Annotated in this window: 20 protein-coding genes; all 20 read right to left on the bottom strand. The window is 38.6% G+C overall.

The window, feature by feature from the left end:
- Positions 1-6: 6 nt before the first annotated feature.
- Positions 7-984, bottom strand: coding sequence for a P1 family peptidase (locus V7654_RS12610; protein ID WP_335430690.1), 978 nt, complete (start codon positions 982-984; stop codon positions 7-9).
- Positions 985-987: 3 nt separating this feature from the next.
- A complete protein-coding gene (locus tag V7654_RS12605) occupies positions 988-1,539 on the bottom strand; it encodes an ECF transporter S component (RefSeq protein WP_335430689.1) in 552 nt (183 codons plus the stop codon).
- Positions 1,540-1,740: 201 nt separating this feature from the next.
- The gene (locus V7654_RS12600; protein WP_335430688.1) at positions 1,741-2,583 is read right to left on the bottom strand and encodes an energy-coupling factor transporter transmembrane component T family protein; all 843 of its coding nucleotides are present in this window, start codon (positions 2,581-2,583) and stop codon (positions 1,741-1,743) included.
- Positions 2,567-3,463, bottom strand: coding sequence for an energy-coupling factor transporter ATPase (locus V7654_RS12595; protein ID WP_335430687.1), 897 nt, complete (start codon positions 3,461-3,463; stop codon positions 2,567-2,569). The genes V7654_RS12600 and V7654_RS12595 overlap by 17 nt, the downstream gene beginning before the upstream one ends.
- Positions 3,463-4,314, bottom strand: a complete 852-nt coding sequence (locus tag V7654_RS12590) for an energy-coupling factor transporter ATPase (protein WP_335430686.1) — start codon at positions 4,312-4,314, stop codon at positions 3,463-3,465. Before V7654_RS12590 ends, V7654_RS12595 begins: the two co-directional genes overlap by 1 nt.
- Before the next feature lie 96 nt (positions 4,315-4,410).
- Positions 4,411-5,880 (bottom strand): aldehyde dehydrogenase family protein, encoded by a 1,470-nt coding sequence (locus V7654_RS12585; protein WP_335430684.1) that lies wholly within the window; start codon positions 5,878-5,880, stop codon positions 4,411-4,413.
- A gap of 3 nt (positions 5,881-5,883) precedes the next feature.
- The gene (locus V7654_RS12580) at positions 5,884-6,624 is read right to left on the bottom strand and encodes an SDR family NAD(P)-dependent oxidoreductase (protein ID WP_335430765.1); all 741 of its coding nucleotides are present in this window, start codon (positions 6,622-6,624) and stop codon (positions 5,884-5,886) included.
- A 5-nt stretch (positions 6,625-6,629) separates the two neighbouring features.
- On the bottom strand, positions 6,630-7,709 hold the full coding sequence (locus V7654_RS12575) for a tartrate dehydrogenase (protein ID WP_335430683.1): 1,080 nt from the start codon (positions 7,707-7,709) through the stop codon (positions 6,630-6,632).
- 124 nt (positions 7,710-7,833) lie between these two features.
- Positions 7,834-8,526 (bottom strand): FadR/GntR family transcriptional regulator, encoded by a 693-nt coding sequence (locus V7654_RS12570; RefSeq protein ID WP_335430681.1) that lies wholly within the window; start codon positions 8,524-8,526, stop codon positions 7,834-7,836.
- Between the two features lie 380 nt (positions 8,527-8,906).
- On the bottom strand, positions 8,907-9,059 hold the full coding sequence (locus tag V7654_RS12565; RefSeq protein WP_335430680.1) for a hypothetical protein: 153 nt from the start codon (positions 9,057-9,059) through the stop codon (positions 8,907-8,909).
- A gap of 129 nt (positions 9,060-9,188) precedes the next feature.
- On the bottom strand, positions 9,189-9,476 hold the full coding sequence (locus V7654_RS12560) for a nucleoside triphosphate pyrophosphohydrolase (protein WP_335430679.1): 288 nt from the start codon (positions 9,474-9,476) through the stop codon (positions 9,189-9,191).
- A gap of 55 nt (positions 9,477-9,531) precedes the next feature.
- Positions 9,532-12,012, bottom strand: a complete 2,481-nt coding sequence (locus V7654_RS12555; RefSeq protein ID WP_335430678.1) for a restriction endonuclease-like protein — start codon at positions 12,010-12,012, stop codon at positions 9,532-9,534.
- Entirely contained in the window at positions 11,984-14,371 is a 2,388-nt protein-coding gene (locus tag V7654_RS12550; RefSeq protein ID WP_438825295.1) for a hypothetical protein, read from the bottom strand. The genes V7654_RS12555 and V7654_RS12550 overlap by 29 nt, the downstream gene beginning before the upstream one ends.
- Positions 14,372-14,607: 236 nt before the next feature.
- On the bottom strand, positions 14,608-16,653 hold the full coding sequence (locus tag V7654_RS12545) for an AIPR family protein (protein ID WP_438825294.1): 2,046 nt from the start codon (positions 16,651-16,653) through the stop codon (positions 14,608-14,610).
- A 15-nt stretch (positions 16,654-16,668) separates the two neighbouring features.
- Entirely contained in the window at positions 16,669-17,613 is a 945-nt protein-coding gene (locus V7654_RS12540) for a PD-(D/E)XK motif protein (protein WP_335430763.1), read from the bottom strand.
- A complete protein-coding gene (locus V7654_RS12535) occupies positions 17,588-20,296 on the bottom strand; it encodes a Z1 domain-containing protein (RefSeq protein ID WP_335430762.1) in 2,709 nt (902 codons plus the stop codon). The genes V7654_RS12540 and V7654_RS12535 overlap by 26 nt, the downstream gene beginning before the upstream one ends.
- Entirely contained in the window at positions 20,280-21,710 is a 1,431-nt protein-coding gene (locus tag V7654_RS12530; RefSeq protein ID WP_335430676.1) for an ATP-binding protein, read from the bottom strand. The genes V7654_RS12535 and V7654_RS12530 overlap by 17 nt, the downstream gene beginning before the upstream one ends.
- Positions 21,711-22,541: 831 nt before the next feature.
- Positions 22,542-22,700: a hypothetical protein gene (locus V7654_RS12525; protein WP_335430675.1), complete on the bottom strand. Its 159-nt coding sequence runs from the start codon at positions 22,698-22,700 to the stop codon at positions 22,542-22,544.
- A 114-nt stretch (positions 22,701-22,814) separates the two neighbouring features.
- Positions 22,815-23,525, bottom strand: a complete 711-nt coding sequence (locus tag V7654_RS12520; protein WP_335430674.1) for a response regulator transcription factor — start codon at positions 23,523-23,525, stop codon at positions 22,815-22,817.
- A gap of 118 nt (positions 23,526-23,643) precedes the next feature.
- Positions 23,644-24,084 carry a very short patch repair endonuclease gene (locus tag V7654_RS12515; RefSeq protein ID WP_438825293.1) on the bottom strand — a complete coding sequence of 147 codons (441 nt, stop codon included), beginning with the start codon at positions 24,082-24,084 and terminating at the stop codon, positions 23,644-23,646.
- Between the last annotated feature and the right edge of the window lie 173 nt (positions 24,085-24,257).

The following is a 24,257-nucleotide window of genomic DNA, read 5'->3' as shown; positions in this document are numbered from 1 at the left end:
ATGCACTTATAACGGCTTCGTCTTATGATTATGAAATACATCTTTATGGGCGATTATCCCTTCAATACTCTCAGCGGATTTAACAGCATCAATGATTGCCAGCTCCATAACCTTTGCTGCCAAACCGCCAATGACATCAACTGGGACCTTTTCCCCTCCAGTGGCAACAGCAAAAATGGTGTCCCCATCAAACATGGTATGGGCTGGAAAAATCGTTCTGGCATACCCATCCTGAGCCATTTGGGCAACCTTCGTCGCCTCCGCTTTCGTTAAATCGGCATTCACCGCGACTACTCCAATGGTCGTATTCGACCCGGTCGGAATAGGGGGAGAATAATTTTGTTCGAGAAGCTTAAGGCTGTCAAGAATCTCCCCATTCTTATATGGTCCCGCCAAAACTCCTTCATTGGAAGGTTCCCGGACATCCCCAGCGGGATTGACCGCAACAATTGCACCTATCACAACACCATTTTCCAGACGGATCGATGCACTGCCTAGTCCGCCCTTCATGCAAAAATCGGGACCGGCCATTTTGCCTACGGTTGCTCCACAGCCGGCCCCATAATTTCCAGTGTGAAACTTTTCTGTTGCTGCAGTTTTTGCTGCTTCATACCCCATCTGTTTATCGGGCCTGACATTTGGGTTTCCGCAAGCCAGGTCGAACAGGACAGCGGCCGGGACAATTGGCACCTTGGCCACACCCACATCCAGGCCGATCCCTCTTTCTTCCAAAAATCCCATCACTCCTGAAGCTGCATCCAATCCAAACGCACTGCCCCCGCTTAAACAGATGGCATGCACTTTATCAACCAAATTTACCGGATTAAGAAGATCAGTTTCCCGTGTTCCGGGTGCGGACCCTCTTACGTCCACACCCGCAACCGCACCTTCTTCAAAAAGGATGGCTGTACAGCCTGTCAATGCCTGTTGATTTTCTATATTGCCTACTTTTACTCCAGGCACATCCGTGATTTGATTATGCATATCCTACATTTCCTTAGAGATTTTCGATTTTTTGTCTTTGCCGATTTGTTTCCAGGCTACTACAACTGCCAGCGTAATAATGGTGGCTACAATCGCTTCAGGAATTCCATTTGTTATGCCTACTGTCCAGGCAACTGCTGGAGTCAAATAGTCTCTGACGACAGCCATAGTTAAAACAAGAACTGTATTGGTCAAGGTCCCAAGAAATGCTGCAGCGCCTACTGCAAAGTACTCGTTTCTGCGGCGGAATCCAACATATACAAGCCATGCTGCAACCCCAATAAACAAGCGCGGCAGAATTGCTACCAATGGGTCTTTAAATAAAGGAACTGTGGCATTCAGGAAGGAGGATATTCCAAAAATTGCACCAACAATGAGCCCGACAACCGGCCCCTGCATAATTCCACCGATAATCGCGGGAATGTGCATGATTGTGGCATTCCCTGCCGCTGTTGGAACAGGGATATATCCCAGCCGCGTTACCCCTAAAAGAATCGCTACCGCACCAAGTACACCTGCAATTACAATATCGCGAACCGTTAAAGATTTTTTCATTCCATTTTCTCTCCTTTTATTTTTAAATGGTGTTCCAAACGGTTTTGTTGAATTTCACTCTTTCCGGTAAAAATTCGATATTATCTGCAAATCTAATTAACCTTCGAGTTGTACGAAGTTCCTGATTTTTTCTGTAATGATCAGCTCTTTATCTTTGATTCTAGCTCACTCATCCGCGTATAGAAGATATGAAAGAATTCATTAAAATGGAAACGGGTAAAACAGCAGCATGACTGAAAATAAAAGCCCGATCAAAAGAATAAGATAATCCTTCGACATTGTTTTGTATACTGTGTAGGAACTCCTGGCTCCTCCTGGTGTATAGCATCTCGACTCCATTGCAAGAATCAGGTCCTCAGCGCGGGACAATGCGGTGTTGAATAAGGGGATAATGATGGGAAACGTCTCTTTTGTCCTTTGAATGATCCTCCACCAGCCGCCCGTGCCAAAGTCCGCTCCTCTTGAAGCCTGTGCTTTCATCATTTTTTCCATTTCAATTGCAAAGGTTGGGACAAACCGAATCGCAATGGTTACAATGAGCGAAATTTCATGAACTGGAAAGTTAATTTTCTTTAATGGACTTAACAAGCTTTGGATCGAATGTGTCAATTCTGTTGTGGAGGTTGATAAGGTAAGAACACTGCTTAAAAAGATAATTTCAATAAAGCGAACGGCAGATACTACGACCAGGCGAATACTTTCACTGGTAATCAAGATAAAGCTATAATCCACATACACTTTGCCGCCGGAAAAGAGCTGTCCTTGAAAAAGGAGCTGCAAAAGGGCCAGGATGATAATAAATGGAATGGCGGGTTTTACCCCGGACAGCCCATAGCTGATTGGGATTTTGGATGCCCAGAATAAATAGAGTGACAGGATCAGTCCTATGGCGTTTCCTATATAACTCGTATTAAATGCAATGGCGATTACGAGGATAACAAACACAAGCAGCTTTACTCTTGGGTCCAAGCGATGAATATAGGACCCGGTTGGTACGTACTGGCCGATTGTGATATTTCGGGATATTTCAAATTCGCTGGACATCTTTCAAATCCTCCTTTGTATCATCAAGAACCTTGATGATTTCTTCTGTTGCTTCCTTAACCGAAAAGGCAGCCGTGTTTACTTTGTATCCAAGGTCGGTCAGCCTGTAAAGGACCCGGACCGTTTCTGGCGTTCCAATCTGATGCCGCTGCAGCTTTTCTTTATCCGTAAAAATTTCCTTCGGGCTTCCGGATAACACATCCGTTCCGTCTGCCATTACATAGACGCGGTCGGCCAGCATTGCGACCTCTTCCATGTTGTGTGACACGAAAATAAGCGTAATCTTTTCCTCCCTGTTTAACCGTTTAATTTTTTCCAGCAATTCATTCCTTGACCTTGGATCAAGCCCTGCTGTCGGTTCATCGAGGACTAAGATCTTTGGTTTTAACGCAAGAATCCCTGCCAGGGCAACCTTCCGTTTTTGTCCGCCGCTTAGAGCAAAGGTCTGTCTGTCCTTCATTTCCTCAAAGTCCAGTCCCACAACAGACATTGCCCATTTGACGCGCTCCCTCACCTCCTTTAGTGTATGACCTGCTTTGAATGGTCCATAGGCAATATCATCACCTATGATTTTTTCAAAAATTTGATCCTCGGGATTTTGAAAAACGAGTCCCACTTTCTGTCTTAGCGCTTTTAGGTCCACCTTTTTCTCTGACAAGTCTGTCCCGTCAATGAGGACCTTTCCGGATTCTGGTCGCATCAGCCCATTGAAGTGCTGGATCAAGGTTGATTTTCCTGAGCCGGTATGGCCAATGATCGCTATACATTCCCCTTCTTCTACATATAGGTTGGCTCCTTTTAAGGCAACATGCTCCATCGGAGTTCCTTTCAAATATGTATGGGACAGGTTTTCTACCTGGATGATCGGTCTCGCCGGCATCAGATCACCTCCGCTTTGGTGAATTTCATTACTTCATCAATAAACTCATCCTCTTGGATTAAATCCCACGAAAAATCGGTGAATTGCTGGTGGATCCCTTGGGCCATTTGACTGATCGAAGGCACTTCCAATTGCAGATTATGCAATTCCAATATGTGTTTATAAATTTCCCGGGGCGGCGCATCCATGACGATTTGCCCGCCTTCAACGACGATGATCCGGTCGGCTTCCGCAGCTTCCGACATATGGTGGGTAACCGTTATAATTGTCATCCCTGCATCGTTCATTTCTCTCATAACCTGCAAAACTTCTTTTCTTCCAAAGCTGTCCAGCATACTGGTTGCTTCATCAAAAACAATGCATTCCGGCTGCATCGCCAGCACCCCGGCAATTGCAACCCGCTGCTTCTGCCCCCCGGAAAGATGATGGGGCGGCCTGTGGCGAAACTGAGACATTTTTACAATGTTTAAAGCTTCATCTACTCTTCGTTTCATTTCATCCCTTGGAACACCAATGTTCTCCAGTCCAAATGCAACATCCTCCTCCACGATTGTCGCCACAATCTGGTTATCCGGATGTTGAAAAACCGTCCCCACCGCCTGACGAATAGCCCGTTTCTTGCTGGTATCCTTCGTGTTTTGGCCATGAACCCAAACATCTCCACTGTCTGGGGTCAAAATCCCGTTCAGGTGTTTGGATAGGGTAGATTTACCTGAACCATTGTGGCCAATAACGGCTACATATTCTCCAGGATTTATGGAAAAGGAGATGTTTTTTAGAACGGATACCTTTGTTTTTTCATTGATCTTGTAGGAAAAAGATACATTTTCAACGCGAATTATCGGTTCCATCTTATCTTCCTTTCTATATTTTTTAATACTCCGAAATTTTCATTTAAATAAGGCTGCATCTGCCATGCCGATCATCAATATTGATAATCAGCCAAATTAGGATTCCAAGTTATATTTCAATGCCACATTCTTCACTTGAGTATAATTCCGCAACGCCTCCAGCCCTTTTTCACGGCCGAAACCGCTTTTTTTGTATCCTCCAAATGGCTGCGCAATGCCTCCGCCGGCCCCGTAGTGATTGATGAATACTTGGCCGCATTGAAGCTGGCTGGCAACACGGTGGGCACGTCCGGCGTTTTCAGTCCAAATGCCAGCAACCAGTCCGTAGGGTGTGCCATTTGCGATTTCGATTGCTTCTTCTTCTGTATCGAAGGTTGTCACTGTCAATACAGGGCCAAAGATTTCTTCCTGGGCAAGATAATGGCTTGCAGGAACGTTATCCAGGATAGTTGGCTGAAAGTAATAGCCTGATTCGCACCCTTCTACCAACTGACGCTCTCCGCCTGTTACGATCCTGATTCCGTCTTTCCTGGCAAGATCAATAAAACTTTTGATGCGATCAAATTGCTTTTGGGAGAGTATCGGCCCTAAATCGTGATCATCAATTCCGGGACCGATCGAAAGCTCCTCCATTGCTGCAGCAAGCTTCCTTACGAACTTATCTTTTATTGATTTTTCAATGACCAAGCGGGAGCCTGCTGAACAAGTCTGTCCTGCATTTTGCACAATCGACTTAAGCACCAACTTAAGAGCCTGCTCTTCATTACAATCTGCAAAGACTATATTCGGGGATTTCCCTCCAAGCTCAAGGGTAACGGGAACGATATTCTGTGCAGCTGACTCCATGACCCTTTTGCCTGTCTCTACCGATCCTGTAAAAGTAATTTGGTTTATATCTGGGTGACCTGAAAGCGTAGCACCTGCCTCGTGGCCGTAGCCTGTTACAACATTCAAAATACCTTTTGGAAGTCCTAAAGGCTCCATCAATTCAACAAGCTTTAGCGTCGTTAACGGTGTATCCTCTGCCGGCTTCAGAACAGCAGCGTTCCCAGTTGCGATTGACACAGAAATACTTCTTGCTGCAATTTGCAAGGGATAATTCCAAGGAATGATATGTCCGACAATACCAATCGGTTCGCGAACCGTGTAATTAATGATTCCTGGTTCTACTGGAATCGTTTCTCCGAGAATTTTATCTGCAATCCCAGCGTAATATTCAAAATAACGTGCAGCAATCTCAACATCCACATAAGATTGATTCAATGGCTTTCCGACGTCCAACGTCTCCAATTTTGCTAATCCCTCTTTATTCTCGCGAATGATTTCCGCTGCCTGATATAGCAGCTGGCCACGCTTATAAGGACTGAAGGTTTTCCATTCTTTGGATTGAAATGCCTTTTTCGCTGCTTTTACTGCCAGGCCGATTTCTTCCTTGTCCCCTCTTGGAACAAATGCTAAATTAGATCCGTCCGCTGGATTTTTGACTTCTATTAATCTCTCTTTTTCAGGTAAAATCCATTCACCGTCTATATAACATCCTCGAACTTGACCTTCGACTGCCTGCACTAGTCAGATTCCCCTTCCCCCATCTACATTTAAGACAGAACCTGTCACAATGGATGCTTCCTTTGAACACAAATACACAAGGGAATTAGCGATATCAATCGGAGCAATCAGCCTTCCCATTGGAACACTTTTCTTAAAAACTGTTTCTTTGATTGTCTCAATATCATTCCCCTTGGCCGTAAAATCCCCAAGCATATTCGTATCAGCCGGCCCAGGGTTCACAACATTTACCCTAATTCCATACTCGGCCAATTCAATGGCCAATGCCTGTGATAATGAAACGGCGGCTCCCTTAGATGCAATATAGGCATTTAAGCCAGGTCTTGGCCTCACCATGGAGATAGAAGCGATATTGATAATCACTCCTCCACCTTGGTTTTTCATGTAAGGCACAGCAGCACGGCAAGTTAAAAAAAGAGCAGTTGTGTTAATACGCATAATTTTCTCCCAGTCTGCTAGGCTTACTTCTTCAATTGGTGTGGCAGGCTGGGCGATGCCTGCAAGATTGACAAGCCCGTCAATCCGTCCAAATTTCTCAATCGCAGCCGAAAAAACCTTCTCAACTTCCTCTTCCTTTGTTAAATCCGCAGTAATCGGCAATAGATGTTCACTTTCTTCTGCCCCGTCCACATTGAGATCAACAGCGGCCACCAATGCTCCTTCTTCTAAAAATCGTTTGACAGTTTCTGTTCCCATTCCTCCCTGAGCACCTGTAACAATAAATACTTCGTTTTCCAGCCTCATCATTATCAACCCTCTTTAACCAGTAATAATTGCCGTAACGCATCCCGTATTGCCGAGCCCATTTCACCTGTTGTAGAACTGCCACCTAAATCCGGTGTTAGCACTTCTTTTTTTACAAGCACATGTTCTATTGATTCCAGGATGACTGCCGCCAAATCCTTTCTCCCCAAATGTTCAAGCATAAGTGCCGCAGACCAAATTTGCGCAATCGGATTGGCGATGCCTTTACCTGCAATATCAGGAGCAGAACCATGGACCGGCTCAAACATGGAAGGGAAGTCTCCTTCCGGGTTTAAGTTAGCAGAAGGGGAAAGCCCAAGCCCACCTGCAACCGCGGAGCCTAAATCACTTAAAATATCCCCAAACAAATTGGAAGCAACCACTACTTCAAAATCCCCAGGCCTTGCAACAAAATAGGCTGCCAGAGCATCAACATAATAGCTTTGCAGATTAATCGCCGGAAAATCCCGGCCCACTTCTTTTACTGCCTCGTCCCATAGTTTCATTGAGTGGATGATCGCATTCGATTTTGTTGCGCTTGTGACCGTCCCTTTACCTTGCTTACGGGCATATTCAAAAGCAAACCTCGCCACTTTGTTCGTGCCCATCCGCGTGATAATCGTATTTTGGACGGCAATCTCCTGTTCCGTGCCTGAATACAATCTTCCCCCGCTATTGGAGTATTCACCTTCTGCGTTTTCCCTGACAATAACAAAATCGATATTTTCACCGTCATACCGGCTGGACACTCCCTTCAATAACTTAACCGGACGTAAATTTATGTACTGCTTGAAATTTTTCCGGATTGGCATAATCAGCTCCCATACCGTCACATCATCAGGGACCCTGCTATCGCCTATAGCTCCGAAAAAAATCGCATCATACTTTTTTAAAACATCAAGGGCGTCTTCCGGCATCATTTTTCCATGCCTAAGATAAAACTCACTGCTCCAGTCAAATGTATCAAAGTCGATAACAAATGAAGGGTCCAGAGTTTTTAGCAGTTCAAGTACTTTAACTGCTTCATTCACCACTTCCGGGCCGATTCCATCCCCTGGGATTACAGCAATCCGATGGTTTGTCATATTTCGCCGCCTTTATTCATTCTTTTAAATATTTTTATTATTGGGCGCCAATACAGAGATTTAATAGGTAACAAGCAATTTAACTAACAACTAAATAAAGCGCTTACAAAATGCTGTTCACCAGTTATTCGGCTATTTTTACCGTGAAGACCTTTTCAGGCAATTTAAGATGGTTGCGCATATTTAGAGAAGCCTTCGTGCTATTCATATTTAAAATTTGAAAATAGATACTTTCATGCTCCATTAATATCTTTTCAATAATGCCTGGAACTTGAAAAAATTTGGAGATTTCTGAACGATAATTATCAATTAGAAGCGTAGTCATTCTTAGGAGGACTTGATTCTTTGAAGCTTTTGCTACAGCCTTATGAAATTCAACATCCCACATGGCGAAAGCTTCATAATCGTTTAAGCTATTCGTCATCCCATCAATCGTCTTTTCGATTTCTGCTAGATTGTTATTCGTTCTTCGATTTGCCGCCAATGAGCTCGTTTCACTCTCAATGATCTGTCTCGCTTCCACAATTTCAAGCAGGTTGTTGATATTATGGAAAATCAACGATGAAAATCCAGACGGTGCAAACATTCCTTCTTCTCTATTATTCAGATAAGTACCTTTTCCTTGATGGACACTAATGATTCCAACTGCAGATAATTTAGTAAGAGCTTCTCTAATAACAATCAAGCTGACCTGATAACGATTTGCCAATTCCTTCTGGGAGGGCAATTTATCACCATATGTATAAACTCCAAATTCAACATCTTTTAAAAAGACATTCACCACGTCATCGACGAGAGAGATCCGTTTTACTGCCATATTTTCACCTCCCCTTCACTCTTCATATGATATGATTACTTAAGAATATTTTACGAGATACAATTCTGAATTGTCAATATATTTATAATTATCCGACTATAATTAGGTTACTTTTTAAGACCTTAAAGACTTACTGGGTTTATAAAATTATAAATTATAACCTCTATTAGGATGTGGAGAGTTATTTGCTTCCAAACTTTTTTTGTCTTCATGCATTATCAACACTTAAAACAAGTTTTCTATTCTTCGTAAACCAATCGCCATTTTCTTCTAAATCCAATAATTTGTCGGAATTTGTTACCGTCACAAAAACCTTGCATCAACAATCATGCAAGGTTTTCTATTGGAATCATATCTCAATCTCATCTAAAGCGGGATCCTCAAATGGATGCTTCTCTCTTTTGTAGTACTGCTCCTTTTCCTCCCTCCGGATAAGTGACTTTACACGTTTCAATCAACTCCCAGCCTTCCTTAAGAAGCTGATTTACCCGGTAGATTTCAGTATGCACGAAACCTTTCAAGTAATTTTTCAAGAGTAACTCTCCTTATCTTCTCCCTCGGAAAATGCTACGATTTTCTTAAAGTCCTCCACTGTTTCCATAAATGAAGATAATCTGACCGTTTGATTTTCAATGTATTACTGTTTACCTGGCACCTGCCATTTAGGAAGATGTCCATCCTCTGTATGCGGATAAAGCTTGTTCTATCTCATTAAAGGAAGTTCCAAGTAATGATACATGCGCGTGAATAATTTCAAGTAAATCAGCTAGTTCCTCAACTGCCTCCTTGGTTGTCACTGCTGCACAAAACTCATCTAATTCTTCATAGCTTTTCTTTTTTAGTTCATTTATGTATTCCTCATCGGTTAAAGTCCGAAAGTTAGCCTTTTTCCCTTCTCTTTCTATTATCTCTGGTATATTATCACGTACCAGCTTATTATGAATTTTCATAGCAGACTCCTTGTTTGTTCAATAGACTGTGGGTGAGTTGATACCACACAGTCTATTATGATTCCCTCTCTAACAAGCCCTGTAATTGTTTAAATACAGCAGAAGGGTTCTTAACTAACAATTCAACAGAGAACTTTTTCATTACGCCAGACTTATGGAAGGTAATTTCTCGGTTTACCTTATCAATTTGTATAGATACTTCCTTAATTTGGTATTCTTTAATACTTGTCGCTTGATCTATATTTGGTTGATCCAAGTCTATCTTAATCCTATCGGACACCCTTCTCAGCATCCGCCAAATAGTCATTTCTTCTTTGGATCTCATAAATAACTCAGGAAGTTCAGTTGCTTCTTTCATCAATTTAAAAGTCGTCATTACATAGCTTGAGATACCATAATTGACGGGCTTTATGATATTTTCGAGGTTTGTCCATGATCCAACAACTAAACGGATATACTTTTCGGTTTCAACGTTATACGGTCTAACCTCTTGGATTTTCCCATAAAAAGTTACACCATGATTTTCGTTTATACCATTCTTTACATATAAAGCAACATACTTCGCTTCCTGCCAGCCTTTTCGCAAATTCACAACAGGAATCTGATAGTAACCATCTTGTATAAAACGGTCATAATCCCCCTGGGTTGAAACAAGCCCAACAAGCACCATTTCATCCAAACTGGATTTCCATTCCTCCAGAGCTCCTCTTGGCAAAATACCTTCTTGCTGTATTTCTTCAGGACTCTTATCAATTAACCGTTCAACGAAACGCTCTACTAAATCAGTAGCGTTTGGGAGGAACGGCAGCCCGCCAATATTCACTTTTTCGATACTTTTATAGAAATCATGTTCTTGATAGATCGATTCATCGAACCAAGGGAATAACACATATGCACCAAATGCTTTTCGTTCATAAACGTCCTCATTTGCAGCCACAATCGAATCACGATATCGATGCATTGTATTAATATCGTCCTCCATTGGCCCTGGAGTCTTGTACTTTTGTTTATAATAACTGTCCTGCTGTGCATAATCGATTCGGTACTTGGCATCAAAAATGTAATGATACTTATACCCTTTTCCCTTCTTTTCAATGCTCAGCATTGTATCAGGAATCTGCGAAACAGTCGGTAACCTATTTTCTTTTTTCTGATAGGCTAAAATAATCTCTTCATTCGTGACAGGATGTCTAAATATCCTTGTGGCCGTTTGATCCGCTTTTAGATTAACAAATAGTCCGTCTCTGTTAACCTGAACAATATCCTGACTAACGAGTGTATACTTTCGTCCAAGGATCTGCCCCAGCTTTAAAAAAGTCCAATATTCATAAAGAGTAGCTACATCCTTAACAGACATACGATAAAGGTTCCCCTGAAGCATTAACCCTTTGGACACGGTCAAATAAATTTGAAACGCATCTCGGTAACCAGGTGCCATTTGAAGAACTAAGCTCATTACTGACCGATCTAGTTTGCCAATGCTCCTCCAAAAAGCACTCTGTAGACGATTTTTTAACTGTTTAGCCATGGCTTCTATTTTTCCAACTAAATCATCATCAGGATTCTCCCGTGGCCAGCGATTCTGGTTTACGATCGCTCCTAATAAATCCTCAAGCTTTTGAATCAACCGTTGGATCATCCACTTCACATAGCGGTTCTCCAGCGTATCATATGTAAGTTCCTTTTTAATCTTCATGCCTTCAGATGGCATAACACTTCTGCCTTGAATCAAAATACCCTTTGGCACATCAACAAACAAGTTGCCCCGCTTTCGCAAAAAGCTGCGACTAGCTGAATCTAGCTTGCTTAACTGATCTCCTCTAGCTTTTTCATACGTTTTTTCTAATTTATGATGTGGCTGATACTCGATTCTTGAGACCGCCTGTAAAAATTGATTAAAATGATGTCTGATTAAACGATAAAACTCAGCTTGAGAAGGATTGCCCTCCAACTTTAATTTGGACCCTAAATAGGTTTTCCTGATAAAGTGAAAAGCAAGATTGTAGATCTCATCGTTAACTTCCTCTAAAAGCTTTTGATAATCCTTTTTATAATCCAGCTTTACAGGAAAGACTTCCAGAGTAACCTCCAATAAAATCTTCTCACCAGACCGAATCTCAAAGGTCGAATAACCAACCTCATTTTGAAAATGAAGATTCCCCATTAAAATCTGTTGATTTCCTATAGGGACCGAAGACACAGCTTGTCTTAATAGCTGGTATTCATGATAAAAGGTCAAATCCTGAGCATTCTTCGGTACCACAATTAGCTGGTAAACGCCATTCTCAAAAAATACAGGTCTTTGTTCAGTTGGTGAAACCAGCTGCTGCTGAGTGACATCATACACCAATATGTCATGAACATTAATCCCGTCCGCTCTAAAATACATCACATCATGACGGTCCATCGACCTGTACTGCTTTAATCCTTCATACCGATCGTGATATGGCCGTCCCTTAAGTACTAATGACAGCTCCTCCGTCTCTATTTTAACTAACTCAACATCCTCACGAGATCCAGAAGGAAGTGAAGCCATCTTCTAACCTCCTAAGCATCTCAGCAACCTTCGCAGCACTTCGAGGATATCTAGCTCCCTCTATATCATGAGTTAATTCTACCCTCTCACCCTCGTATTCTTTGTTAGTAAATTGTCGGTAAAGATTTTTAAGTAAATGCTCTACTCTTAAATCGCTGCCGGCAACCCTTGGGAGAATTTTTTGCAAAATACAGTGATCAAAGGCCTTCTCATAGCTCATTAACTCTGACTCTTCATTGTAGGCAAGATAAAAACATATCTCATCACGAACTCGATAACCCACATGTGCATTGATTAATTGAAGAGCCTGGTTAATACCGACAAGCTCATTCGTAGCCCTTTCAACTAGTTCTTTATGCTGCTGGTAAACATCTTTTAAGTGAAGATATTTTGAAGAGAAACGATCCTGTCCAATTACCTTTGCTTCAACTTCTTCTAGATCAGCTAAAAAAGCAAGATTACCTAAATCAACTCGATTAAACTCTATTGTATTAGCGCGGTCCAAAACCTTTTTGCTAAAAGGATGAGTCGTTTCATCCATATTTACAGTTCCGATAATATAGAGGTTGTTAGGAAGTGTAAGATCCTTACCAATAATGTCCGCAGACAAAAGAGTAGATGAAACAATTTTGTTATCGTTCCATTTACGGCTTTCCATCACACTTAAAATGTCACTAAAGTAATACTCAACCCGAGCAAGGTTCATTTCATCTAAAAGGACAAAATAAGGCAAATCCGGATTATCTTTAGCTTTCAGTATTACTTTCGTTAATGGACCCTCTTTAAATTCACCTTTAATATCTACGTAACCTAGTAAATCTGAACCATCGTTCCAATCTGGACGGATTGGAATTAAACTGAACTGACCATTTTCTTCAGTTGCTCCTACACTTTCGGCAAACCATTGAACTATTTTTGTTTTACCTGTGCCTGAAATTCCAGAAATAATCACGAAAGGTTTTGACTTTAGAGATAAAAAGAGATTGATTACTTCTTCCTTTTCGTAATAAAAGCCTTTACTAGCAACATATTGATTTATATGATTAACAAGATCAATAATTGTAATTTTTAAGGGTTCCTCTCTAATCAGGCTAGCAGAGGGTGTTAAGGTATATCTCACATCTAATTTGTTATTATCCAAGACATTCCACTCCTCATCAACCAAACCTGTTTCTTTAAACCAATTTAATATATTTCTTGTCCTATACTGGGACACCGACGGTACCATTAAATTTGAGCCCATTGAGTTTCTAACAATAACCATTCCAATTTCAGTCAGCAAGGCGAATTTTTCCGACTTCGAAACTCCATTTAAAAGAGATAGCAACTGATAAATTACTGAAAAGTAGGGATGCAGCAAAACTCTTTTCGAAAGATATTCTGTCTTATTGTCAATTTCAAGATATTCTTGCAAGATATGATGTTGAATATGGTATTCCTCATTTAAGAAACCCAGTATTTTTAACCCCTGTCTTGCACGTAGTTTAAGACGTTTTATTGCATCATCCTTAAACTTTTGGGAGATTGCTTTTGGGTCAAAATCTTGATTAATAATTTCATTTAACAGTTCCAACGTCTGTTCTAAGTTTGCTTCAGGAAGCTGGTCTGTAGTGAACTCTTTGAATTTAATAAAAGGAATATTATCTCTTAATTCTTTTTCAACAAAAGGTAATTCATAAAAAAACGCCATAATGAAACGGGATCTGCCTTTTGTCTCGATAAAGTCATTTGCTGAAGCCATCCTAACTTTTAAAAATTCATCCCATGCTGCTTGAAGAAAATCATATGTTAATAGAGAAGATGGTTTTTTCTTTTCTCCTCTAGAAAACTTCTCTCTTGAAGTTTCAGTTTCAACAAAGACCCCGGCATTGTCTACCTTCGTTATCCAATTAGGTTTATTTGTACTAAGGGTTCTAATTTCATCATGATTTTTTGCTAATCTTTGAAAGAGTAATTTAATCATACTATTTTCACTGTCATTTTCATCTTCAGCATCGTAATTCACTCGGTTTAATAAATCTTCTATTTTTACATATTTGATTGGGTTACCTAAACCTTTATGTATCTCTCTCACGTTTAATTCAAGAAGTTTGGAGCGTATTGAGTCATCTGCTAGTTCTCCAAACAAAATAAACCGACCTAAATTATCAGGATGCAAATCTTTCTCATATCCTGTAAGATTATAAACCTCTTTAATCTCATTATTATAAACGGCACAATAATATTTTAATTCCCCAGATCGGAGCCTACTTTCACTTATTACCCAGCTAACACTAGTTGCATGATACAGCTCATCAGATGTCATTCCCTCTTTATATGAAACACCAATTTTAATCAAAATTGTATCTTCTGTGGCCATAGATCTTTAATCCTCCTGGTAGGCTTGTTTTTCCACTTGAATAAATAATTAATTCTCACCTCTTAAATAATGAATACTCTTCTTCTTGTTCTAATGAAAATGTATTTTTATAGCATAATAATCCTTCGGATGTGTCCGATGAAATCTCTTCAATACAGAAATTTTTTTATACTCAACTGTGGATAAATAGTAAATCCAATAAAGAAAAGAAGCCAGGGAAAAACCCTGCGCTTCTTCTATTTACTTATTAAAACTTCCCAACCCTCTTTTGTTGCTTTTTGATATAAAGCATAAAGCACTTTTGACTGTTTTTCAGATGGTAAAGGAATTTTCCCCTCTGTATATTTTTTCAAGATATCTCTTTGTGTAATGGTTAGTGATCTCATGTTATTGTTACTCAAATAATATCCTTGTAGCTGCACCCAATGTTCAAAATTAGTGCGAATGACAAACGCTTGGATTTCAATACCGCTGTCTAATTCTTTTTCTTTTTTACCTGATTTTTGTTCGAATTTTTCTTCTTCTGTCGTGATCACTAGTTTCCTAAGTGGTGATAAATCCAATTCTATCGTGCTGACATCTTTCCAGCACGCCTCTTTTTTACACCATTGTGCAATATTTGCGGAACCAGCCGGCGGATTCGTTATTCTTTCATACACTTTCTTTGTAATCACTTTCATTAATTCTACTAACTCAATCGGCAATTGCTGTTCTTGCCATATTTTTGAGAAGTCAAAGAATACTTTCTTTTTATTAATCGCATGCGAGAGCAATGCAATAGAATATGCAACTGTTTGAGCTCTAAAGGCATTCTCATACCAAGGAGCTTTCGAGACGATTTTTTCAGTGGCTCTGAATAGAATGACCTTTGATACTGCGTCTCTAAAATACTTTTCTGTAATCGCCATATGGTTCTTTTCTAGTGTATTCGTAACCGAATTAGCAAACTCTTCAAAGCTGTATTGCGCCCCTTTGGAAACAATATGCGGTTTTCGTTCCCAAGCTATTTCACTTTTTGCCAAGAATGTTTTTTCAATTAGTTTATCCTTAGGATTTTCCATTTGGAATTGAGTTTTCTTCGCTTTTGTTAAATATGCCTGCTCATTTAAATATTCTCCGCGTACTCTTTCATAAAACCAATGTATCCGTTTCTGAGAACCATCATTAGAAGAAACCCATATCCGTTTTGAGTAATCCTTCATTTCTTTATGGAATGGGCTATTTGAGAAGAAATCAGATTTATTTACTTTATTTTGCGTGTTGGCATATTGTGATACGCTCGATACGAACTCGCCTTTTTTCTCAATATTATTAACGACTGATAATTTCATTTGAACAGAAATCTTTGAAATATCAATCCTCGAGTTCTTTTTCGCGGCATAAATCGCAGAAGTCGTTTGCCCGCCATTCACGATTTGGAAATCAGTAATTTTCGTGATTTTCCCATTTTCCGTTTCCACATTTGTTGCCGTTGCAGTGATTCCATTATTATAGGCGAAAAACATATCCGGTTTATACTGAATCGTATTTCGGATTCCTTGGTTTACACCGCCCCTAAATTGTAAAAAGGTACGAACATTTTCCTCAAGTAGTTTTTGCCCATATTCGTCGTATATTTCAAATAATTGTTCTCCGTCCATAATCGCTAAATAGGATTGATATTCATCTGATTGGGTTTGAACTTCAAGATAGGGAATATTCAATTCAATCTCATATGAACCTGAGCCGTTTTCAGACATATAGATACTAAATAAATAATTAATATCAATAATTCTATGTTCACAAGCAATCCCTTCAATCGACTCGTTTGGAATACTTGTAATCGTGCTTGTCAATTTTCCATCGGTTAATATAATTAAACGGAATTTGTCTATTAGCTTATTTTGCGCATTGCGATATAAATTAAAAGCCAAAGAATAGGCATCGGAGGTCTCTTCTAAATCCTGATATAAACCATCCATGCTTAATGAAGCAAATTTTTTCAAACGGTTGAATTTTTGTGTTATATGCTGTCTTGTTAATGTTTCAATTGTATCCTCCTGGAAGAATTGAAAATTTATCAGCGTAAATATTTTCCTATCTTCATCATAATCATATCCATAGACTTCGCTGCCTGGTTTAATAAACTCTGCCATTTCGTAATTATTGGTCAAGTCCCCCACTCGCATAAGATCCTCACAAACTAATTCGAAAAATGACTGAGCCTTCATTAAACCGCGGCTTTCTGAATCAGAAAGGATAGATTGTAAGAAATGCTGATGGAACTCTTCTACGGTTATCAAACCTTACATCTCCCTTTACTCCAGAATGGAGTTAATTTTTACTTTAAATGTTGAACAGCCTGATAAATCAATGCTATATTTCAAGTTTGGTATTAATGGAGAAACATGTTCCATAATAATTTTGGGAAATCCTTCTCTCACTTCATAACTTGTCACCTGCTCTAAAACAAACGTTGACAGCGTTTCCTGCGGTATTTCTGGAAAATAACCGTACTCTTCAACTTTCTCAATAAATTCACTTAAAAGATTTTCATTTTTAATAGTTCTGATAATCGATTTTACCAAGTCTGCGATTGTTTCCCCGCTTCCTGCTTCATTTAGCGCACAGGCAAAAAGATAAAGAGGATTTTTTTCGGAATTCAATTGTTCTTTTGAAGAAATCCAAACAGTATTGCCAGAAGTCATACGAAAGGACTTTACTTCAATCGCAAATTTCTCCAATAGGAAATCCTGTTTATCTCCAAGCGCACCAACCCAGCCGTGAATACCAGCACTATCACCATACGCAGGAAGAATATAATCGCGCAAAATTTTTAATTCGCTGTATAATCCCATCTGTTCTTCTTTTGACATGATCTTAAAAGTCGATTTTCGCAGCAACTTTTGCCACCGCTCCAGCCGTTTCATGACATTTACTATGATATCTACATCATGTTCCTTCATAACATGAATCAAATCATTACAGAGGATTAAGAAAATCTCCCAATCTTTCGTATCTTTTAAAAGTAAAATAAGCTTGTTCGGCGTTGAAGATTGATCAAGCTGAATCTGAATTCCATTCAGCTTGATCTCGCGGATGGGCTGCTTAAAGTCTTCATTACATTGGATCATTAATCCATATTGATTTAAGGCATCCACTATCCAAAACGCATGATAGTTGATCGATTCTTTCACTCTTAGGCGGCTCAGCCGATCTAATTGTAACCAGGGATTATTATTCTTCGTAGACAACCTCTTCACCAACTTCATCTTTATACGCTTCTTCCAGCTGCTTTTTATAAACACTATTAATTCGAACTTTAACTGTGTTAACAAAAGAATCTTTTACAATTGGGAAGCTGATACTAAAACCAACAGCATCTATCTCATTCTTATTTTCATCCTCAAGTTCTAATGCATGAACGAATAAAACAGGTTTCAGCAATTTGCGGCGCATTTCATATGATTTTAATTTTTTATATTCAGCCGGCATGATAATTGCTTCTGGATTCGCCCGTGAAAGCTGTCTATTGGCTACCTCATAATATCCCTGTTTCTCTTTCACCGTACGGAATTGACGCTGCACTTGTACGGAATCAGTTTGGAATACAGTCTCGCTTTTACCATTGTATAAGACCACGTCCCAGTTTAACTTACCTGCTTCAATATATTGTTTAATAAATTCTATTGGCATTCTTGATTTTAAACCCAATGGGTCATGCTTATATAAATGGTAATGATCCACAAAACGCTGCACAATTGCCTTGTCTACGTTTTTCCAGACATGACTGTCTGAAGCAATATGCTCATAACCGCCATCTTGTAACATTTGAATGGTTTCTTTTAATAGCGTTTCATTGGCAGCAAGATCTGACGGAATACTGCTGATCCATCTTGTTTCTTTTATCTGGCCATCCAGGTTCATTTCTAAAAACATATCTTCTGTATATTTTGATTTATTGCGGGCTGTAACTTGGAGCAGACTGTCTGGATGCAGCTGAACAGCCAATCCAAAGTCTTCCGGTGTTAAATTTTCCTCGCGCATATCATTTAAACGGCTGACTAATTCATTTGTAGCATCAATGATAAAACCAAATTTCTTATTCATATCATCCGTTAAGTACACCCGGCAAATATCCTCATAACCAATACGGTATCCGAACCAACGGCCCATTTGCATTAATGTATCATAGTAAATAGTGGTTCTTAAGAAATAACTAACGCTTAATCCCTCTAAGGTAAAACCACGAGACAAGCTTAACCCGCCGACAACGATTACATTATTTTGGGTATCCTTTCGATACTCTAAGGGAGTTTTTGCTTTTTGGTGTACATCGACGATTTGGACCGAATCTACTATCAAGCAAATCTCTTTTAAAATAGTACCAAAATCAAACTCGATATCTTTTAATCTCATAGAAAAAGTTTCTTTCATCGCTTTCAAATGTGGAAATTGGTACGGATTAGGTGTATTTCCATACGCTTTAATCTCCGATTTAATTTCCTCATAATAACTTTTTACCAGTTTCATTATTTTAATATGAACATCTGTGAATCTCGAAATATGGATCAACATACTATTATGCTTCCGTTGATTTCGCAAATTACGAATCGCGACATTGATCACAAATAAACGTACGGCATCCTTCAAGGTTTCAGGCAGTCTTTTTATCTCGCTTTCATAATCCTTTTTATGCTTGATGATAAATGGAATTTCATTCGGCGGATAGACCGTCTCCTCATCTAACTCATAAACAGCTTCATCATTCGGAATTTCAACTACGTACTTTTCATTCTCTTTATTAAAAATCTTTTCCGCACCGAAATAATTGGATGGTGCTTCTAATGCGTAAATAAAATCGCTCGGGAATAAGTCTCTGCCCGCGCCATCATTTTTAGCTGTATGGTCAATAAAAATGTTAGCATATGGTGTAGCCGTATAGGCAACATACGCACTCTTTTTGAATTTTTGTAAAAGGAGTCGGATTTTCTCATTTATTACGGTAGGATCTTCTTCTTTTTTTGTATTAATCGAAGCATAATCCGATTCATCATCAATCACAAGCATGGCTTTATCCACTTGATTCTTATAATGAATATCTAACCATTTTAAAAGATGATCTAACGTCTTCGTGTGTTTTTTAATCACCACTAAAATGGGCTGCTGCATATTATCAAAGTTTGTTGTTCCTTGAGCTCTAGCCGTTTCAATTTTGAAGTCATTTTTTGCATTTGTTAAGCTGGCCGGCATTTTGTCTCTTCTAAATCCAGACAATTGTCCAACACCCGAGTAGTTTGCTCCTACAAATACTTCATCTAATCGTGCTTGTGTCTGGTCCCGTAAGTTATTTTGGCCGCCTGCGATTACGACGATAAAACGGTAACCTGCATCGGCCGCCTTACAAATTAACGCTGCATAGTTGGAGGTTTTCCCAGATTGGACATGGCCTACGACCATGCCATATCGTGAAAATGCATCTAAATCGGGATCTGCCAAGTTATTCATAACCGCATCGGTATCTTCATTAATCGTATCCAAGACTTTTTGGGGCATGTCACGTTTCATGTACGTCATATAATTATTTAGATAATAATTATCCGATTGTAATTGTTTCTTACTTGTCCACCATGACAAGTCTCGCTTCTTCTGTTTTTCACCTGTTACCAGAATACCAGTAGTAATTCGGACGTTAAAGGATTGCTCTAGTTCTTTGCTGAGATAGTTCCATTCCGGTTCCGTTAATGGGCGTATATTATTTTCATCTATTCCTAAAATAGTTTTTAGGAACGTTGGCGGTGTACCTTCAATTAATTTTTTCCATTCTTCAATAATGGACTGGATGGTATCTTCCTGCAAACTGCTTTGTTCTTGAAGAGTACCTGAAATCTTTTCTTTGACATGTTTATACATGATTTGATGATTTATATCAGTGTTGGTTTGCATTTTCAAAATACCCCTCCTTGTTTTTGTATACTTCCGTCTTAAGTAATTCCTTTATGAACGCTTCACTAATACCCTTTGATCGCCAATTTTCCACTAGGATTTTTATCTCATCCTCATTTATTAATGTGTCCTGGTTTACCTTTAACGGATTCGTATTCAGCTGAGCGACAATCGCATCTAGTGGCAAATAGCTTTCTAATCCCATTAAAATAACATTTAATAAATGATGCTGGTCTTCTCTTAAGGTATCTTCAAGACTCTTGATAATAGGATGCTCCCGGTTGATAGCAAAGTGAATTTCACTATTATCTGCAACTAGCTCCCAAAAACGTGTGGTTGTTTTGTCTTCAATCTTTTTGCCTCTGCCTGTATAAGGCCTTGACCCCTTGGGCGTCACCTGCGCAATAATACGTTTTAAATCCTTCTTAATTTCACTTACAGGGTTGGCTGTTGATTTTTTAATATCAATACCCCAATCGTGATCTTGATTGTTTGGGATATCGATCTTAATCCGTACCAGCTTATGGGCATCATTTGCTCGATGGAGCCCCCACCAAGTGCCATGAATCAAAAGGCGGTGAGCACGATATAAATAAAAGCCCTGTGATTTGGTATAGCCGTCTTCCGTAGCGTATTTGTCGAATTCCTGCTGGGAAAGCTTTGAATGATGAGGCAAGATATAAGGCTGAACTGTTATTTCAGAATTTTTATATTTAATTTTTTCCGGCACCAATTGCTGTGTAGCAATATGTTTTGGATTAAAAGGATTAAACGGTTCTAATGTTTGACCATTAACAGATATTTTCATTGTTTTTTTACCAGGAACAATACCTTCTAAGAAACAATGAAAAACCAAAGACAAATGGTTTCGCAAAACATCTAACTTATGAGGGATGTCGTCTTCCGTGAAAGTATCAATTCCCTTCCATACAACTAACGTCCCGCTCTCTTGGTTCATAAGCTCCTCAAATAAAGGAATGTTTTGGTACTTATTAATGTCTGGTGTTATTAAAAACCATTCGTTTTCCTTTGATATATAGTCTAAGTCCCATTGCTTAATGGAAACCATTCCATCTTTTTTTGATAAGACGGTTAAGTCTTTACACTGTGAAAAAGACGCTGTTTTCAGCCCCAATCCAAACTTCCCTAAATCAGAACTCTCTCTAGGCGAATCTGGATCATTGGATGATAAACGCATAGCGTTAATCAGTTCACTGTCAGACATCCCGATCCCATCATCTAATATTGTAAAAACGGTTTTTGGATCAGGAATACAAGAAATTTGTATGTTTTTTGCCTTTGCGGTAATGCTATTATCAAGCACATCTGCCACTGCTACTTCAAAGGTATATCCTATGTCACGCAATGACTTAATGAAATTTGATACGACAGGCTGCACGACTTGCGTAATCATTTATTCACCCACTTTTTCATTATTAATAATTGAATTATTAAAGAAATAAACATATTTCTTCCAAGTATAATAAAGTTTCGTTTTTTAAACACCAATGTGATTTTTATGATCCAAGCCTGGTATTCTAAAGTTGAAAAAAACTTTCCCTAATTTTCAGGGTAAACTCCTTAGTTGTTCACATATTATTGTAAATTTATTAATAGCAACTCTTTAAATCCCATATAAAAATTCAGAATATATTATACTTATTTTAAAATACAATTCTAGTACGAAATAATAGCTTCTATATTATTATAACACCCACCAATTTACAATAATAGACAAGATACATGCTAATTCGGGACTTTTCACATATTAATATAGTAGTATTTATTTCACTTCATCAAATTTTATAGTTTTAAAGAGTTCTTCTTTTATACACCGCAAAATTACCTTACTATGTATTTAATAATTTCTCCCATTGTTTCAAAAGGATCAAGTTCTTCTTAATCAATAAATCGGTGCAAAAATTATAAGATATGTGATAACATAAGTGTTTCACTTTATCTATAACCATATGCTTAAAGAGAAATCAGTTTTTATTTCATAGATTTAAGTTACTTTTTGACAACAATAAAAGTAAAATTTACACGAAAAAGCCATCCTTAGGGATGGCTTTTAATTAGAGTTTATCTATTAATTTGGCCCCAAAATTACCTCTTGCTTTGGCGTGACCATCCTTAATAGTTCCGCAAGGTTAATACTTTGTTGATATTTTCATCTATCTGTTTGTTCCTATTGTTTCACTGTACAACTTATCAATTGCATCTATTCGAATGTGTAATATCATTTTCAATTTGTCGACCATTTTTTTGATTTTATTTCTGTATGTAAAATTACTGTCGAGATACCTAAAGCTAACTCTTCATCACTTACATACTCAAGCATCTTGTTACTTAGGACTTCTAGAGATGCGTCCAGATCCTTTAAATAAGCCACAGGCTCTGCCACTTTAATTTCTCTTAGAATAAACAGAACGCTTGCAGGCGTCTATGTACATTAGACTTGCTGCAAGATTTTTATTTATTTATACATGCAATTTTATAATAGAAGATTTACACTGAATTATATCTTTTTAACTTCAAATTTATAGCCTACTCCCCATACTGTGACGATCATTTGAGCCACATTTTCGGAAACAGCACTTATTTTCTCTCTAAGACGCTTTACATGAGTGTCGACTGTACGCAGGTCTCCAAAAAATTCATAATGCCATACTTCTTGTAGCAATTGTTCTCTTGCAAAAACCTTATCTGGACTTTTTGCCAAATAGTGTAAGAGCTCAAACTCCTTAGGAGTTAAATGAACCTCTTTTCCTTCTGCGAGAACTCTGTGAGCATCATTATCAATTGTAAGATTTTCAAATACTAACACATCTTTGGTCGATGTTTCTGTATGTAAATATGCTGTTTGAGTTGAACGTCTAAGAATTGCTTTTACTCTTAAAACAACTTCTCTTGGGCTAAAGGGTTTTACAATGTAATCATCAGTTCCAGCTTCAAAGCCTTGTACTCGATTTACTTCTTCGCCTTTAGCAGTAAGCATTATAACTGGCGTTGATTTTTTCACTCTTAGGTCACGGCAAACATCGAGGCCATCCTTACCAGGCATCATTAAATCCAGCAAAATTAAATCGTAATCATTATTTAATGCCATGGAAAGAGCTGTCATACCGTCTTCAGCCTCGTCAATATTAAAACCTTCACGTTCAAGATACATTTTTAATAAACGCCGAATTCTTTCTTCATCATCTACTACTAATATTTTTTCGTTCATTCCCGTTTACCCCCCCAGATATCTTCTATCTTACTTTATAACAAATGCTGCCAATTTGCTTAATAAATTTTTATTTTAAGGAACTTCACTCACTATCATCCTTATATTACATATCAGATTAATGCTCCTCCTCTTTTTTCACTTCGTCTATAAATTTAGCCACTTCTTTAACAGTTTCAATTAAACCGTTCTTGATTTCATGTTCCCAGACTCTTTTTATATGCCAACCATTACTAATGTAAAATTCATTTACTGCGATGTCTCGTTGCTGATTTTTAGCAAGTTTCTGATCCCAATATTCTTGGTTGCTTTTTGGTCTATTTCCATGTAAAGGACAAGCGTGCCAGAAACACGAATCAATAAAAATTACAACTTTGTACTTTTGAATAGCAATATCTGGTTTACCAAATAAGGACTTAACATTTTTTCTAAACCTATATCCTAATTTCCATAGCTCCCGAGTAAATATATTTTCAAGATTAGATTGTGATCTTATTGCCTGCATATTTTTCTGTCTTTGCTCTTTAGAAAGATTGTCAGCCATATCATTCACGCTCATTTTATGTTTTATATTTTATCTTTTATCTCCCCTTAAATCCCAAATTTAAACGCTGTAATAAAATTAATATTGCTGATAGCTTTCATTGAAAGCTATCAGAATTTACTTTAAATTTTAATCATTCATATTTAACAGAACACTCTATAACGATCTAGTTGATAAACTGAATGTAG

Origin of the sequence: Bacillus sp. JJ1609, from assembly GCF_036967045.1 — a bacterium.
Lineage (GTDB): Bacteria > Bacillota > Bacilli > Bacillales > Cytobacillaceae > Mesobacillus.
This window is presented reverse-complemented; position numbering and strand designations above follow the sequence as displayed.

Bases quoted from the DNA above. Each gene is read 5' to 3' on its own strand.
- V7654_RS12555 (WP_335430678.1), bottom strand. From the start codon at position 12,012: ATGGCTTCACTTCCTTCTGGATCTCGTGAGGATGTTGAGTTAGTTAAA.
- V7654_RS12535 (WP_335430762.1), bottom strand. From the start codon at position 20,296: ATGCAAACCAACACTGATATAAATCATCAAATCATGTATAAACATGTC.
- V7654_RS12600 (WP_335430688.1), bottom strand. From the start codon at position 2,583: ATGTCCAGCGAATTTGAAATATCCCGAAATATCACAATCGGCCAGTAC.
- V7654_RS12610 (WP_335430690.1), bottom strand. From the start codon at position 984: ATGCATAATCAAATCACGGATGTGCCTGGAGTAAAAGTAGGCAATATA.
- V7654_RS12595 (WP_335430687.1), bottom strand. From the start codon at position 3,463: ATGCCGGCGAGACCGATCATCCAGGTAGAAAACCTGTCCCATACATAT.
- V7654_RS12530 (WP_335430676.1), bottom strand. From the start codon at position 21,710: ATGATTACGCAAGTCGTGCAGCCTGTCGTATCAAATTTCATTAAGTCA.
- V7654_RS12570 (WP_335430681.1), bottom strand. From the start codon at position 8,526: ATGGCAGTAAAACGGATCTCTCTCGTCGATGACGTGGTGAATGTCTTT.
- V7654_RS12550 (WP_438825295.1), bottom strand. From the start codon at position 14,371: ATGGCCACAGAAGATACAATTTTGATTAAAATTGGTGTTTCATATAAA.
- V7654_RS12575 (WP_335430683.1), bottom strand. From the start codon at position 7,709: ATGACAAACCATCGGATTGCTGTAATCCCAGGGGATGGAATCGGCCCG.
- V7654_RS12590 (WP_335430686.1), bottom strand. From the start codon at position 4,314: ATGGAACCGATAATTCGCGTTGAAAATGTATCTTTTTCCTACAAGATC.
- V7654_RS12520 (WP_335430674.1), bottom strand. From the start codon at position 23,525: ATGAACGAAAAAATATTAGTAGTAGATGATGAAGAAAGAATTCGGCGT.
- V7654_RS12605 (WP_335430689.1), bottom strand. From the start codon at position 1,539: ATGAAAAAATCTTTAACGGTTCGCGATATTGTAATTGCAGGTGTACTT.
- V7654_RS12580 (WP_335430765.1), bottom strand. From the start codon at position 6,624: ATGAGGCTGGAAAACGAAGTATTTATTGTTACAGGTGCTCAGGGAGGA.
- V7654_RS12515 (WP_438825293.1), bottom strand. From the start codon at position 24,084: ATGAGCGTGAATGATATGGCTGACAATCTTTCTAAAGAGCAAAGACAG.
- V7654_RS12560 (WP_335430679.1), bottom strand. From the start codon at position 9,476: ATGAAAATTCATAATAAGCTGGTACGTGATAATATACCAGAGATAATA.